The 14,654-nt window shown below is 74.2% G+C and carries 10 protein-coding genes and 1 pseudogene; 2 read left to right on the top strand and 9 right to left on the bottom strand.

Going from position 1 to position 14,654, the window contains the following annotated elements:
- Window positions 1-7: 7 nt before the first annotated feature.
- The gene (locus AB0946_RS21595; protein WP_366762244.1) at window positions 8-766 is read right to left on the bottom strand and encodes an SDR family oxidoreductase; all 759 of its coding nucleotides are present in this window, start codon (window positions 764-766) and stop codon (window positions 8-10) included.
- Window positions 763-1,464, bottom strand: coding sequence for an isochorismatase family cysteine hydrolase (locus AB0946_RS21590; RefSeq protein WP_366762243.1), 702 nt, complete (start codon window positions 1,462-1,464; stop codon window positions 763-765). The genes AB0946_RS21595 and AB0946_RS21590 overlap by 4 nt, the downstream gene beginning before the upstream one ends.
- A gap of 258 nt (window positions 1,465-1,722) precedes the next feature.
- Between AB0946_RS21590 and AB0946_RS21585 the strand changes: the two are divergent.
- Window positions 1,723-2,826 (top strand): annotated as a pseudogene (locus AB0946_RS21585) (winged helix DNA-binding domain-containing protein).
- 15 nt (window positions 2,827-2,841) lie between these two features.
- Here the strand turns inward: AB0946_RS21585 and AB0946_RS21580 are convergent.
- Together AB0946_RS21580 and AB0946_RS21575 are read right to left on the bottom strand one after the other, a co-directional pair.
- Window positions 2,842-3,342: an SRPBCC domain-containing protein gene (locus AB0946_RS21580; RefSeq protein ID WP_366762242.1), complete on the bottom strand. Its 501-nt coding sequence runs from the start codon at window positions 3,340-3,342 to the stop codon at window positions 2,842-2,844.
- Window positions 3,343-3,399: 57 nt separating this feature from the next.
- Window positions 3,400-4,209, bottom strand: a complete 810-nt coding sequence (locus AB0946_RS21575) for a response regulator transcription factor (protein ID WP_366762241.1) — start codon at window positions 4,207-4,209, stop codon at window positions 3,400-3,402.
- Window positions 4,210-4,353: 144 nt separating this feature from the next.
- Here AB0946_RS21575 and AB0946_RS21570 point away from each other — a divergent pair, with 144 nt between their 5' ends.
- Window positions 4,354-5,397, top strand: coding sequence for an NUDIX domain-containing protein (locus AB0946_RS21570; RefSeq protein WP_366762240.1), 1,044 nt, complete (start codon window positions 4,354-4,356; stop codon window positions 5,395-5,397).
- Window positions 5,398-5,624: 227 nt separating this feature from the next.
- Here AB0946_RS21570 and AB0946_RS21565 read toward each other — a convergent pair whose 3' ends face one another.
- The 5 genes from AB0946_RS21565 to AB0946_RS21545 all read right to left on the bottom strand — a co-directional run bounded on the left by AB0946_RS21565 (window position 5,625) and on the right by AB0946_RS21545 (window position 13,962).
- Complete coding sequence (locus AB0946_RS21565; RefSeq protein ID WP_366762239.1) at window positions 5,625-8,048, bottom strand: glycosyl hydrolase family 65 protein; 2,424 nt, start codon at window positions 8,046-8,048, stop codon at window positions 5,625-5,627.
- Window positions 8,045-10,138: a xanthine dehydrogenase family protein molybdopterin-binding subunit gene (locus AB0946_RS21560; RefSeq protein WP_366762238.1), complete on the bottom strand. Its 2,094-nt coding sequence runs from the start codon at window positions 10,136-10,138 to the stop codon at window positions 8,045-8,047. The genes AB0946_RS21565 and AB0946_RS21560 overlap by 4 nt, the downstream gene beginning before the upstream one ends.
- Window positions 10,139-10,160: 22 nt before the next feature.
- On the bottom strand, window positions 10,161-11,156 hold the full coding sequence (locus AB0946_RS21555; RefSeq protein WP_366762237.1) for a xanthine dehydrogenase family protein subunit M: 996 nt from the start codon (window positions 11,154-11,156) through the stop codon (window positions 10,161-10,163).
- Window positions 11,157-11,684: a 2Fe-2S iron-sulfur cluster-binding protein gene (locus AB0946_RS21550; RefSeq protein ID WP_366762236.1), complete on the bottom strand. Its 528-nt coding sequence runs from the start codon at window positions 11,682-11,684 to the stop codon at window positions 11,157-11,159.
- A 94-nt stretch (window positions 11,685-11,778) separates the two neighbouring features.
- Complete coding sequence (locus AB0946_RS21545) at window positions 11,779-13,962, bottom strand: RICIN domain-containing protein (protein ID WP_366762235.1); 2,184 nt, start codon at window positions 13,960-13,962, stop codon at window positions 11,779-11,781.
- Between the last annotated feature and the right edge of the window lie 692 nt (window positions 13,963-14,654).

The following is a 14,654-nucleotide window of genomic DNA, read 5'->3' as shown; positions in this document are numbered from 1 at the left end:
TCGAGTGTCAGTGGGTCACGAGTTGCTGGCCGCCGTCGATGTCGTACGTCGCGCCGGTCACGGCGCCGTTGGTCATGAGGTGCAGTGCGAGGGCGGCGACGTCCGCCGGTCCGACCACCCGGCCGATGGGCAGCGTCCTCCTCAGCTCCTCGCGACGCGCCTCGAGCCGGTCACCGAGGAGGGAGGCCGACAGGGGGGTGTCCACGAAACCGGCAGCGATCAGGTTGACCCGGACGGGGGCGACCTCCAGTGCCAGGCTGGCGGTCAGCGCGGGCAGCGCGGCGGTGAGGGCGCCCGTCACGGCCATCCCGGCGGCGGGCCGGCGGCCACCGGTGCCGCCGATGAACAACAGCGTCCCCCCGGCCCTGACCTTCTCCCGGCTCGCCCGTGCCACCGCGAGCAGCATCGCGATGCGACCGCCGAAGTCCCGCCCCGCGTCGGTCAGGTCGAGTTCGGCGAGGGGGGTGTACGACGGGCTGCCCGCCGTGACCATCACGTGGTCGACCTGTCCGGGCAGCTCACCGAGGAACCGCTCCAGCCGGGTGGTGTCCCGGGCGTCGAACGCGGCGGTGCTCCGCGGGTCCAGTTCGTCCGCCGCCCGTCGCAGACGTTCGGCGTCACGCGCCACGAGCACCAGTTCGCCGCCGGCCGCACGCGCCTGGCGCGCGGTCTCCAGGCCGATGCCGGCGCTGCCTCCCACCACCACGACCGTCTGCCCGGCCAGTCCTCCGGGCGTCCCTGCCGCTCCTTCTCCGGTCACGCTCACCGCGGGTCACCGCCGTTTCCGCCTGGTTCCCGTACGCCCTCGCGCCCGGAGCCCCCGCCGGTCCCGCCGTCCAGGACGGCGACGAACTCGTCCGTGGTGAGGACGGCGTGGGCGTACAGGGGCGCGTTGATGTCGAACGTCGCCGTCATCTCCTCCCAGCTGAAGGCGGCGATGGCGTCACGGACGAGGGTCACGTGGTAGCCCAGCTCCTGGCCGAAGCGTGCGGTGGTGTCCACGCAGGTGTTGGCCCGCATACCGATGAGCAGCAGGTTCCGGATGTCGTGCTGCTTGAGCAGCAGGTCCAGGTCCGTGTTCGCGAAACCGCTCGACGCCCAGTGCCGCAGCGTGACGAACTCGCCCTCGCGCGGCCGGAAGTCGGGGTGCCACTCGGCTCCCCAGCTGCCCGCGGCGAAGATCTGGTGCTGCACGATGCGCTGCTGGGCCGGGGACAGGTGGTCCCACGTGACGTAGTCCTCCGGCGTCGTCTGGTGGTGGGGCACGATGAAGACGCGGAAGCCCCGGCGGCGGGCCGTGTCGAGCATGGTGCGCATGTGACCGAGCAGGCCGACGCCCTCCGCCACTTCCTTCCCCCGCGGCCACAGCTTGCCGCCCTCGGACAGGAAGTCGTTGTACGGGTCGATGATCAGCAGGGCGGTTCGGTCCGGGGGGTACTGCGCTGCAGAGGTGTCAGAAGTCATGGAGGGTTCCCATCCGGCCGCGCGCGGGCAGACGCCGAGCCGGCTGCCGCGGGCCACGGCTCGGAATGCCCAGTCTGTCACTCGTCCCGCCGAACGGCATCCGCGCCGACGGGCCCGTCAGCCTGGCCGGAGGCGGGATCGACCGCGGAGAGGTGGCCGGCCGCCCGCGCACCCTCCGTCACCGTGAGCGGGCTCCCCCGGCGACGCCCCCGTGCCCTAGTTTGGCGCGGGGAGCCTCACCCGAGCCGGAGGAGCGACATGACCGACGTCCTGAGCCGACGGGCACTGAACCGGGCCACCCTGGCCCGGCAGTTGCTCCTGGAGCGGGCGCACACGTCCGTCGCCGAGGCCGTGGAACGCCTGCTCGCCCTCCAGGCGCAGCAGCCGGGTTCGCCGTTCCTCGCCCTGTGGAACCGGCTGGCCGGATTCGGCGCCGACGACCTGCGCACGGCCCTTCAGGAGCGGGAGGTGGTCCGGGCGACCTATGTCCGGGCCACCTTGCACCTGCTCAGCGCCCGCGACTACCTGGCCTTCCGCGCCCTGGTGGAGCCCTCCCTGGCGGCCGCGGCGGCCGGCGTCACCAAGCGGATCGCCGGACCGGAGATCGACCAGGAGCGCCTGGTGGCCGCCGCCCGTGGCGTCCTCGACGCCGGGCCGCTGGACTTCGCGGCGATCCGGGAGCGGATGCGGCGGGAGTTCCCCGACGCCGACGAGCGGGCGCTCGGGTACCGGGTGCGCATGCACCTGCCCCTGGTCATGGTGCCGACGGCACACCGGTGGGCGTTCCCCGCCTCCAGCGCGGTGACCACGGCCGGGTCCTGGCTCGGCGCGGAGCCGGCCGAGGAGAGCTCCGCGGAGGACTTCGTCCGCCGCTACCTGGCCGCCTACGGCCCGGCCGGCCCCGCCGACCTGCGCGAGTTCGCCTGACTGAAGGCGGCGGACGTGTTCGAGCGGCTCGCCCCGGAGCTGCGCACGTTCACCACCGAGGACGGCCAGGTGGTCCACGACCTCCCCGACGCGCCGCGCCCCGGCCCGGACACGCCGGCGCCGGTCCGCCTGCTGCCGGAGTTCGACAGTGTGGTCCTCGCCCACAAGGACCGCAGCCGGATCGTCCCCACCGAGTACCGGCCCCGGCTGATCACCAGGAACCTGCGGGTGCCGGCGTCCTTCCTGTGGGACGGGTTCGTCGCCGGGACCTGGGCGACGACCCGGCGCAGCACGGCGGTGACCCTGACCCTCACCCCGTTCGGGCGTCTGCCCGCGAAGGCCGTGAAGGAGCTGAGGGCCGAGGCCGAGCGGGTCCTGGAGTTCACCGACCCCGGCGTCGCCGGGCGGGACGTGGTCGTGGCGCCGGCCGGATGAGCCCGGCGGCGGGTCTCAGGACCGTACGCGCAGGCCGTGGTGGCGGTCGGGGTTGACGACCGTGGACAGGCCGTTGAGCAGCAGGCGCGTGCCGCCGCGGAGGTGGGCGGCGTCCTGGGTGCCGTCGCCGGTCGGCACGAGCCAGGTGTACTGCTCGGTCCAGGTCAGGCGGGAGCCGGCGGGTTCGTCGGCGAGTTCGACGGTGACCAGGGAGATCCAGCGGCGGCTGCCGTCGACCTCGGCCTCGTAGACGTGGACGATCCGGGTGTCCGGCACGATGTCCAGGAACCGGGAGCGGTAGGCGAGGTGTTCCTCGGTGTCCAGGGAGACGAAGACGTTGCGGGCGGTCTCCGCGCCGCCGACCCGGAAGTCCAGTTCGTGCCGGGCGGTGGCGGAGCCGCCGGGCAGGCGGAACCAGCGGCGCCGCAGGGACGCGTCGGCGAAGCCGCGGAAGACCTCGGACCGGGGTACCGTGAAGTCCAAGTCCAAGGAGAACGAGCCGTGTTGGGCACTCATCCGACGAACCTAACACGCGCGGCGGCCGGGACGGGCGACGGCACCTCCAGGCCGTCTTCAGCGCATCCGGCCCGTCGCGCGGCCCGCCAGCAGGTCGCGGAGTTCGCGGGCGTTGCGGCGGCTGACGGCGAGCACCCGGTCGCCGATCCGGACGCTCACGTTGCCCCCGTCCAGGCGGAGTTCCTCGATCCGGCCGAGGGCGACGAGCCGGCTGCGGTGGATCCGGACGAAGCCGCGCGAGCGCCACTGCTCCTCCAGCGTGGACAGCGGTATCCGCACCAGGTGGCTGCCCCGGCCGGTGTGCAGCCGCGCGTAGTCGCCCTGCGCCTCGACGTGGGTGATGTCGGCGAGGGGCACGAACCGGGTCACCCCGCCCAGTTCCACGGGCACCTGGTCGCCGACGGCGGGTGCCGCGGGCGCGGGCGGCACCGGGGCGGCCGGGCGGGGGCCCTGTCCCGCCCGGACCAGCTCGGCGACCCGTCGTACGGCCTCGGCGAAGCGCTCCTTGCGCAGCGGCTTGAGCAGGTAGTCCACCGCCTTCAGGTCGAAGGCGCGCACGGCGAAGTCCTCGTGGGCGGTGACGAAGACGACGAGCGGCGGAGCGGCGAACCCGCCCAGCAGCCGGGCGAGTTCGAGGCCGCTGAGGCCGGGCATGTCGATGTCGAGGAAGACGACGTCGAAGCCCTCCGTGCCGTCCGGGCCCTCCGTCATGGTCCGGCTCAGCCGGCGCAGCGCCTCGGTGGCCTCCAGGGCGGGCACGGCGGTGCCGACCCGCGGGTCCTCCCCCAGCAGGTAGAGCAGTTCTTCGAGCGCGGGTTCCTCGTCGTCCACGGCCAGGACGCGCAAGGGCGCGTCGGTCACCCTCATGTGCGGCGGCTCCTCTCGTCCTCGACCGCCCTCCCATGGTGGTCCCGCCGAGGGGCGCCGTCGAGATCGCGGACGGTGGTGTGTCCCGGCCGTGACCGGGCCATGATCCCCTTGTCCGCGTATCGACCGTCATGAGGAGGCCCGGTGGCACGGCTGCGACCCGAGGAGTGGGACGCGCACTACGCGCGCGGCGGCCGGTTCCGGCCGCCGGGCCCCGCCGAGCGCCGGCTGCTCGCCGAGCACGCACCGGCGCCGGCGGGCGGACGCTGCCTGGACGTCGGCTGCGGGCTCGGTGAACTCGCCCGCCACCTGGCCGCGTCCGGGTACCGGGTGGACGCCGTGGACCGGTCCGCCGTCGCGCTCGCCGGGGCCCGGGATGCCGGCGGGACCGGGGTGACGTACCGGCAGCTGGACGTCGAACGGGACAGTCTGGACCGACTCCCGCACGACGCGTACGACTTGATCACCGTCCGGCTCGTCTGGGCGTTCGTCCGCGACCGCACCCGGGTGCTCGGCCGGCTGCGGGAGCGGCTGCGTCCCGGCGGCGCGCTGTGCGTGATCACCCCGGTGGTGGGCGCCGTACCGGAGAGCGAGCGGGGCGTGGCGCTGGACGAGGAGGAGCTCGGGCTGCTGTGCGCGGGCTGGGAGTCCGCCGGGCGGTACGACGCCGACGGCCTGGCCCTGCTCGTCCTGCGCGGCCCCTCCCCCGCCGCTCTGGTCTGCGCCGGCAAGGGCCGGCCCACCGCACACGCGCTGACCGGGGCCGGTGTCGTCGTCACGGACGCGGCGGGGCGGGTGCTGCTGGGCTGGTCGGTGCGGGGCGTGTGGGAACTGCCCGGCGGCAAGAACGAGCCGGGCGAGGACTTCGCCACGGCGGCCGTGCGGGAGCTGGAGGAGGAGACGTCCCTGAAGGCCGACCCCGCCGGGGCGCGGGTGCGGGCGGTCCTGATGGACTCCGTGGACGGCATGCCCCGGGTGACGGCCGCCGTCCGGGTCACGGCGTTCACCGGCGAGCCGGTCGTCACCGAGCCGCGGCTGATCCGCCGCTGGGAGTGGCACGAGCCGGCCGACCTCCCCGGCCTCACCCGCCCGCTCTTCACACCGAGCGCGCACGTCCTGGACACGGTGTGGCCGGGGCTGCTGCCCGGGCTGCCGCCGGTGCACCGCTATCCGGTCGCGGAGGGCTGAGCCACACCCGGCGGCGCGAGCGCGGGCCCGCACGCTGAGCCCACGCCCGGCGGCACCGGCGCGGGCCTGCCGCCAGGCGGCGGTTCCCGGGAGCCGGAAGCCGAGCCCACGCCCCCGGGGCACTGGCGCGGGATCGCGGCCGGGCGGCGGTCCCCGGATGCCGGAAGCCGAGTCCACGCCCCGCGCGCATGCCCCGGCTTCGTGCGGCCGGGCGTCGGGGCCGCGGCTCAGTCCGGTAGGACCAGGCGGGCCGTTTCGCCCGGTCCCACCGGTACCACGCGGTCGTGCAGGCGGAGGTCGATGGGTGAGCGGCCGGAGTCCGGTACGGCGATCTCCAGCAGGCCGCTGCGCAGGCGCAGGCGGACGCCCCAGTGGCCGCGGTAGCGGATGCCGAAGCCGTAGGAGGACAGCTCGGGCAGCGGCACCGGGTCGAGGCCCAGGCCGCCGGAGCGGGTCTCCAGGCCGGTCAGTCCGCGTTGGACGAGGTCGAGCGTGCCGGCCATCGCCCCGAGGTGGATGCCCTCGCCGGTGGTGCCGCCCTGGAGGTCGGCGATGTCGCCGCGCAGCGCCTCCTGGACGAAGCTCCAGGCGTCGGAGCGGCGGGCGCGGGCCAGGATCCAGCCGTGCACCAGGCCGCTGAGGGTGGAGCCGTGGCTGGTGCGGTGCAGGTAGTGGTCGACGGTCGCGAGCCAGATGTGCTCGTCCAGGTGGTACCCCAACTGCTGGAACAGGCGGCGCAGTTCGAGCGGGGAGAACAGGTAGCCCAGCATCAGCACGTCGGCCTGCTTGGACGCCTTGTAGCGGTTGACGGTGTCGCCCTCCGCCTCCAGGATGCGGTCCAGGCGCCGGATGTCGTCGTACCGTCCGCGGTAGCCCGCCCAGTCCAGTTCGGCGAGGTCGCCGTAGCCGTCGAACTGGCTGATCACCCCGTCGTGGAAGGGGATGTGCAGGCGGCGGGAGACCTCCGTCCACCGGTCGGGTTCGTCCTCGCCGAGGCCGGTCAGCTCGGTGAGTTCCCGGCGGCGCGGCTCGGGCAGGACGCGCAGCAGTTCCAGGGCGCGGGTGAGCACCCAGGCGGCGGTGACGTTGGTGTACGCGTTGTCGTCCAGGCCGGGCCTGGCCGCGCCGGGGTAGGCGTCGTGGTACTCGTCGGGGCCGACCACGCCCCGGATGCGGTACCGGCCGAGGTGGTCGTCCCAGGTCGCCGACTGCCCCCAGAAGCGGGCGATCTGGAGGAGCACCTCGGCGCCCTCGCCGTGCAGGAACTCGATGTCGCCGGTGGCCTCGCAGTACTGCCAGACGTTGTAGGCCACGGCCGAGCCGACGTGGTGCTGGAGCCGGGAGTGGTCCGGCAGCCAGTGGCCGGATCGCGGGTTGAGGTGCAGCTGCTGGGTCTCCTCGCGGCCGTCGCTGCCGCTCTGCCAGGGGTAGAGCGCGCCGCCCCGGCCGAGGTCCCGGGCCGCGTGGCAGGCGGCGTCCAGGCGGCGGTGGCGGTAGCGGAGCAGGGCGCGGGAGACCTCGGGGAGGTGGAGGTTCAGGTAGGGCAGGACGAAGAGTTCGTCCCAGAAGACGTGCCCACGGTAGGCCTCGCCGTGCAGGCCGCGGGCGGGGACGCCGACGTCCAGGTCGGCGGTGTGCGGCGAGAGGGTCTGCAGGACGTGGAACAGGTGCAGGCGCAGGATGCTGCCCGCCTCGCCGGGCACGTCGAGCGCGGTGCGCCGCCACAGCTGTTCCCAGGTGGCGTGGTGGGTCTCGCGCAGTTCGTCGAAGCCGGGGGCTGCGTCGGCCCGGTCCACGGCCGCGCGCAGCGGGTCGCTGATGGCCGGGTCGCGGGAGGTGTGCAGGGCGACGGTCTTGTCGACGGTGGCGGTCCGGCCGGGCGGCAGGGACAACCGGAGCCGCTGGACGGCGCGGTGGGCCTCGTTGGCGTGGGTGACCGGCACCCCCGCGGTCAGCCGGGCGGCCAGTCCGACGCTGATGTCGGAGGTCCGGGTGCGGCAGCGCAGCCAGACCGTGCCGGGTGCGCTGGTGCCGACCTCGATGTGGCTGAGGTGCCGGCCGTCCAGGTCCCGGTAGCGGGCGACGCCGGAGTTGGTGACGCGCCCGTCGAGCGCGGCCTCGACGTCCAGCTCGACGGTGTGGCCCTCGGCGGTGAACTCGGTGCGCAGGGCCGCGAGATGGGGGTCGGCCAGGTGGACCAGGCGTACCTGGCGGACGAGGAGGGTGGCGTCGGGGCCGACCGGGTAGCGGGTACGGCGTTCCAGCAGGCCGGGGTCGAGGTGGAGCACCTGGCGGTGCTCGGTGACGGGCACGGTGTCCGGGGTGAACCAGTCCCCGCCCGCGGGCCGGAAGCGCAACGGCAGCCAGTTGGGCAGGTTGACCATGTCCTCGTTCTCGACGCGGCGCCCGGCGACCTCGGAGGTGAGCCGGTTGTAGCAGCCGGCCGCGTAGGTGCCCGGGTAGTGCACGTCGTCCGCGGCGCACTCGGGCAGTGCCCCGCGGGTGGCGAAGTAGCCGTTGCCGAGGGTGCACAGCGACTCCCGCAGGCGCTCCTCCGCCGGCCGGTAGCCGTCGTACTCCCAGACGTACTCCCAGACGTACTCCCTGGGGTACTCCCAAGGGTGCTCCCACGCGGGTCCCGTCACCGTCACCCCTCGGACAGCAGGCCGGCGAGGATCCGGTCGGGAGTGAGGGGGAGGGTGCGGAAGCGGATGCCGGTGGCGTGGTGGACGGCGTTACCGAGGGCGGCGGCGGTGCCGACGATGCCGATCTCGCCGATGCCCTTGCTGCCCATGGGGTTGAGGTGGGTGTCGTGTTCGTCGATCCAGTCGGCCTCGATGGCGGGGACGTCGGCGTGGACGGGCACGTGGTAGGAGGCGAGGTCGGACTCGGGGAAGTCGCCGAACGCCGGGTCCAGGGTGCTGTGCTCGGTGAGGGCCATGCCGAGGCCCATGGCCATGGCGCCGGTGAACTGGGAGCGTGCGGTGCGGGCGTTGAGGATCCGCCCGGCGGCGAAGACGCCGAGCAGCCGGCGCACCCGGATCTCGCCGGTGACGGTGTCGACGGCGACCTCGGCGAAGTGCGCGCCGAACGCGTGCCGCGCGTAGGGGCTCTCGGCGTCGGCCGTCCCGGTGGTGTCGGCGCGGACGACGTGGCGCTCGCCGGACGGCGGGGCGGGCTCCGCGGCGAGCCGGGTGCACGCCTCGTGCACGGCCCAGCCCCAGGAGGCGGTGCCCATGGAGCCCCCGGCCAGCGGGGCCGGCGGCAGATCGCTGTGGCCGACCTCGGTGCGCACCCGCTCAAGGGGCACGCCGAGGGCGTCGGCGGCGATCTGGGCGAGGACGGTACGGGCTCCGGTGCCGATGTCGGCCGCGTTGATCCGGATGACGAAGGTGCCGTCGGCCCGGGCCTCGGCGGTGGCGGTGGACGGGGCGATCTGCACGGGGTAGGTGGCGGCGGCCACGCCGGTGCCGATCAGCAGCGGGCCCTCGCGGCGGATACCGGGGCGCGGGTCGCGGCCGGCCCAGCCGAAGCGGCGGGCGCCCTCGCGCAGGCACTCCACCACGTGCCGGCTGCTGAACGGCTTGCCGCTGCCCGGTTCCCGTTCCGGTTCGTTGCGCACGCGCAGCTCCACCGGGTCCATGCCGAGGGCGTCGGCGAGTTCGTCCATGGCGGACTCCAGGGCGTACATGCCGGGTGACTCGCCGGGGGCCCGCATCCAGGACGGGCTGGGCACGTCCAGCGGCACCACGTGGTGGGCGCTGCGCAGGCTGGGGGTGGCGTACATGACGCGGGAGACCACCCCGGCGTATTCCACGAACTCCTTCACGCGCGAGGTGTGGGTGGTGACGTCGTGCAGCAGGGCGGTGAGCCGGCCGTCCGGGTGCGCGCCGAGCCGCAGCCGCTGCACGGTCGGGGCGCGGTGGCCGACGGTGGTGGGCAGGTACCGGCGGGGGTAGGCCACGGTGACGGGCCGGCCGGTGTGCCGGGCGGCGAGCGCGGCGAGGACGACGTCCGGGCGCGGGGTCCCCTTGGAGCCGAAGCCGCCGCCGACGTGCTCGGCGACGACGGTGATCCGCTCCTCGGGCAGCCGGAACAGCTGGGCGAGGACGGACCGCACGGCCGTGCCGCCCTGGCTGGAGGTGTACGCGGTGAGCCGGTCGCCGTCCCAGTGGGCGGTGCTGGCGTGCGGTTCCATCGGGTGGTTGTGCAGCGGCGGCACCCGGTAGGTGGCGTCGACGCGCACCTCGGCCGCGGCGTAGGCGGCCTCGGGGTCGCCGTGTTCGAGCCGCCCGGGCTGGCCGCCCGCGTCCTCGGGTTCGTAGGCGTCCGGGTGGCCCTCGGCGGGGCCGGTGTCGTGGGGTGCGGTGGTGTAGGTGACGCGGACGGCGCGGGCGGCGGCGCGGGCGGTCTCCAGGGTCTCGGCGACGGCCAGGGCCACGCACCAGCCCCGGTGCGGCACGTCCGGGTTCTGCAGTACGGCGAGCGTGCCGTCCTCGGGCTCGGCGAGCCGGGGCGCGTCGAAGGGGGTGAGGACGGCGAGGACGCCGGGCAGGGCGAGGGCGGCCGAGGTGTCGACGGCGGTGACCCGGCCGCGGGTGACCGCGGCGGGCACGGGCCAGGCGTGGACGCGGCCGGGCAGGGTGTACTCGGCGGCGTAGCGGGCGGCGCCGGTGACTTTCTGCCGCCCTTCCCGGCGCTCGGCGGGGGCGCCCAGGGCGGTGCCGGTCGTGCCGGTCATGGGTCCTCCGGTCTGGTGAGGGTCAGGCCACTGCCGGGGCCGGGGCGAGACGGTTCAGGACGTCCAGGGCGAGGTTGCGGGCGAGGGACACCTTGTAGGCGTTGTCCCGCAGCGGTTCGGCGTGCGCGAGTTCGAGGGCCACGGCCCCTTCGAAGGCGGCCGGGGTGGCGGGGGCGCCCAGCAGCGCCAGCTCGGTGTGCCGGGCCCGCCAGGGCCGGTGGGCGAGCCCGCCGAAGGCGACGCCCACCTGGTCGACGACGCCGTCCGCGACCCTCAGCATGACGGCCACGGAGGCGAGCGCGAAGGCGTACGACGCCCGGTCCCGGGCCTTGCGGTAGGCGGACGGGGCGCCGGCGGTGGCGGCCGGGAGCAGCACGCCGGTGATGAGCTCGCCGGGGCGGATCCAGGTGTCCCGCTCGGGGTGCTCCCCGGGCAGCCGGTGGAAGTCGGCCACCGGCAGCCGCCGGGTGCCGTCGGTGCCGTACAGCTCGACCTGGGCGTCGAGGGCGGCGAGGGCGACGGCCATGTCGGAGGGGTGGGTGGCGATGCAGTGCGGGGAGTGGCCGAGGACGGCGTGGTCGCGGTGGACGCCGTCCCGGGCGCCGCAGCCGCTGCCCGGCTCCCGTTTGTTGCAGGGTTTGTCCAGGTCCTGGAAGTAGGGGCAGCGGGTGCGCTGGAGCAGGTTGCCGCCGGTGGTGGCGGCGTTGCGCAGCTGTGCGGAGGCGCCGGCGAGGAGCGCCTGGGACAGGGCGGGCCAGCGCTCGCGGACGCGCGGGTCGGCGGCGAGGTCGCTGTTGCGGACGGTGGCGCCGACCCGCAGGGAGCCGTCGGGCAGCTCCTGGACCTGGTCCAGCGGCAGCCGGCCGATGTCGATGAGGAGGGCGGGCCGCTCCACGCCGAGTTTCAGCAGGTCGACCAGGTTGGTGCCGCCGGCCAGATAGCGGGCGCCGGGCTGGGCGGCGTAGGCCTCGACGGCCTCCTGGACGCTGCCGGGCCTGAGGTATCCGAAGCCGTTCACTCAGATCACGTCCTCGATCGCCTCGACGATGCGGGGATAGGCGCCGCAGCGGCACAGGTTGCCGCTCATCCGTTCGCGGATCTCGGGCCGGTCCAGCGGTACGGGCCCCTCGGTGGGGGCCGCCGGATCGGTGACGTGGGAGGGGTGGCCGGCCGCGGCCTCGGCGAGCATGCCCACGGCGGAGCAGAGCTGGCCGGGGGTGCAGTAGCCGCACTGGAAGGCGTCGCGGTCCAGGAAGGCCCGCTGGAGCGGGTGCGGCTCCTCGCCGTCGCCGCCCAGGCCCTCGACGGTGGTGATCTCGCTGCCGTCGAGGGTGACGGCGAGGAGCAGACAGCTGTTCTGGCGGCGTCCGTCGACCAGCACGGTGCAGGCACCGCACTGGCCGTGGTCGCAGCCCTTCTTGGAGCCGGTGAGGTCCAGGTCCTCGCGCAGCAGGTCCAGCAGCACGCGCCGGTGGTCGACGCGCAGGGTGTGGGGTTTGCCGTTGACCCGCAGGGTGACCTCGGAGTGGTGGGATGCGCTGGTCATGGCGGGGGTGACCTCCCGGACGGACGGTGGAGCCGTGCACACCGCGTATCCAGGACACGCGGGGCTCACACGTCCGGGAGGTCATCCCCTTGGCTCACGGGTAGCGGACGAGGTTCGCGACGTTGGTCGTCGCGTTGGACGGTCCTCCGGTGTTGTTGATGACGTGACTGATGGTGCCGGTGCCGCCGAGGGAGACGGTCACCATGCTGGTGAAGCGGACGTTCGGGTTGTCCGGCGCCTCGATGGCGCGGGCGGCCGTCACGCTGGGGTTGACGTTGAAGTAGCAGTAGCTTCCGAGGCCGTACGCCTGGTGGCTGGTGACCGAGTCGGCGACCTTGTAGGCGGCGTAGCCCTGCGTGGAGCCGTTCATCCAGGCGGCCTGGTTCGGCGGGTCGTACGGCATCTCGTTCTGGAAGAAGTAGGTGCGGCCGCCGTTGCCGTTCCAGACGGTCTGGTACTTCTGGAAGTGTTCCACGAACAGCCCGTACATGGTGACGTCGTCCCCGTTGACCACCAGGCCGGTGTCGGAGGTGTTGCTGGTCCAGCCGACGCCGCTGCCGTGGTCGGCGCGCCAGATCCACATGTGGTCGCCGATGACGTTGTCGCTGTTGACGACGAGGCCGGTCGCGGCCTTGCCGACGCCCGCGCCGCCGACGCGGAAGTACACGTCGTGCAGGGAGGTCGGGTCGGCCGCGTGGGAGGCGGCGGAGCCGGCCGGCCCGACCTCGACCAGGCTCTTGGAGCTGGTGGTGCCGGCGTCGAAGAGCAGGCCCGCGATCTTCACACCGTCGACGTCGGCGACGGACATCGCGGTGACGCCGTTGTCCGGGACGAAGGTGGCCAGGCCGAGGCCGAGGACGACCGTGTCCGGGCGGGTCACCTTCAGGGTCTGGTCGAGGTGGTAGACGCCGGGCGTGACCAGCAGGTTCTGGCCGGCCGCCAGGGCGGCGTTGATCTGTGCGGCGGTGGCGCCGGGCTTGACGACGTAGAACTGGCTGAGCGGCAGCGAGCTGCCGGCCGGACTGCCGCCGGCCCAGCTCGTCGCGGTGGAGTCGGTGCGCACGGACGGCACGAACACCTGGTAGTTCCCGGAGCCGTCGACGTACAGGAACGGCTTCTCCCGGATGACCGGGCTCTGCGCGACGGTGGTGTACGGCGGGTTCGGGAAGCTGGTGGCCGGGACGCCCTGGCTGCCGACGAACACCATGTTCCAGTTGGACCCGGTCCAGCTGCCGAGCTGGGAGTTGCGGGTCAGCCACTGCTGCTGCGAACCGGAGTTGACCTGTCCGTCCACCTTGCTGTCGGCGAGGTAGCCGCCGGAGGACCAGCCGCCGTCGTCCAGGGCGAGGTTGCCGCGCAGGTGCATCCGGCGGTAGGCCGCCGCCTGCGAGACCGCCCAGCGGTCGCCGCCGCCGGTGGGGTTGACGGACAGGTTCTCGGCGCCGCGCCAGAAGTTCTGGGTGGCGTTGCCCTGGAACCAGTCGGCCTCGGCGTGCACCGCGCCGTTGACCGTCACCGCGTCAGGGGTCAGGCCGAGGCCGAGCACCTGGGTGTAGAAGCCGACGTTGACGTTGGCGTTGTAGGCGCCGGGCTTGAAGAGGACGGCGTAGCGCTGGGAGCCGAACTGGTTGGTCTCCTGCTGCTTGAAGATGGTGTCCAGCTTGCCCTGGATGGTCGAGGAGGACATCGACGGGTCGAACACGACGACGCCCGGGCCGAGGTCCGGATTGCTCGCCGACTGGGTCACGGGGACCACCTGGAAGCGCTGGGCGGCGGTGCCGTTGCAGGTGTACTGCACGAACTGCACGCTGTCGGCGAGTGAGGCGCCGGGGTCGTCCAGGCACTTGCCGCTGTTGCGGTTGACGAAGTGGAAGGCGCCGCCGCCGTCGTCCACGGGGAGCCACTGCTGGTTGGTGCCGCCGCCGTAACTCCACAGGTGGACCGGCGCGTTGTCGGCCGTGGAGACGTCGGCGACGTCGGCCACCTGGTTGGTGTCGTTGCGGTTGTTGATGCGGACGTAGCCGCCGCCGGCATCGGTGAAGCTCCACTGCTGGGCCGTGGTGCCGTTGCAGGCGTACTGCTGCACGGCGGTGCCGTTGGCGGTGGCGGCGGCCTTGGCGTCCAGACACCTGCCGCTCGCGGCGTTCATGACCGTGGCGAAGCCCGTGGGCAGGGCGGCGGCCCCGGCGGTGGCGGCGGGCGCGGGTGCCGCCGTGAGCAGAGCGGCGGCGAGGGACATGGCGGCGAGCGTGCCCGCCGCCGGGAGGGGTCTGGCCATGTGCGCGGGTGGCCTTTCGGGTGGGGGGACCGCAGACCCAACAGCCGGGGGACATTCGGCCGTTGGGACCTGCGGGGCTTTGTTTAAGGCGTGAAACTAAAGGTACGGACCACTGGCGGTCAAGAGGGGTAACGGGAAACCCGACCGGACACCGGAACACCGCCCGGCGCCGGCGGGGGGCGAGCGCACGGGGGAGGAAGCGGAGGCGCCGGGTGCGACGGACCGGGCGGGACGGAGGCCGTGGACCGGGGCGCGTTGGTGGCCCAGGGCCGGGTCACGGGCGGGCGGGGTGACGCCGGAGATCGGGGGCCGGGCGGCACCGGGGGCGAGGGCAATTAGGGGTCAGGCGGCACCGGGGCGAGGACCGCGTGACGCCGGGGGCCGAGCCGCGTCGTCGGAGGCCGAGGACGAACGACCCGGCCGTGCGGGGGCTGGCCGAGGGGGTCTGCCTGCCCGTCGTGCTCCCCGCGGTACGGCATCTGACCGGCAGGGGAGCCGCCGGCCGGCGGGGCGATGTCCGGGACGAAGGGATCGGGGACGCCGGCGACGCGCCGCTCGCCGAGGGATGGCGTGGCGACGCGGAGGCGCGGGTGCCGCGGTCGGGTGAAGCCCGCCGGTCAGGGTACGGGCGCCCCCGCCCGGTGCGGGTCGCCGTCGCGCCGTCGCGGCGAGCGGTGCGCCCCGGACGGCCC

The sequence above is a fragment of the Streptomyces sp. NPDC046870 genome (assembly GCF_040704595.1).
GTDB lineage: Bacteria > Actinomycetota > Actinomycetes > Streptomycetales > Streptomycetaceae > Streptomyces > Streptomyces argyrophylli.
Note: the sequence above shows the minus strand (reverse complement) of the source record. Positions and strands in the feature narration are given on the sequence as shown.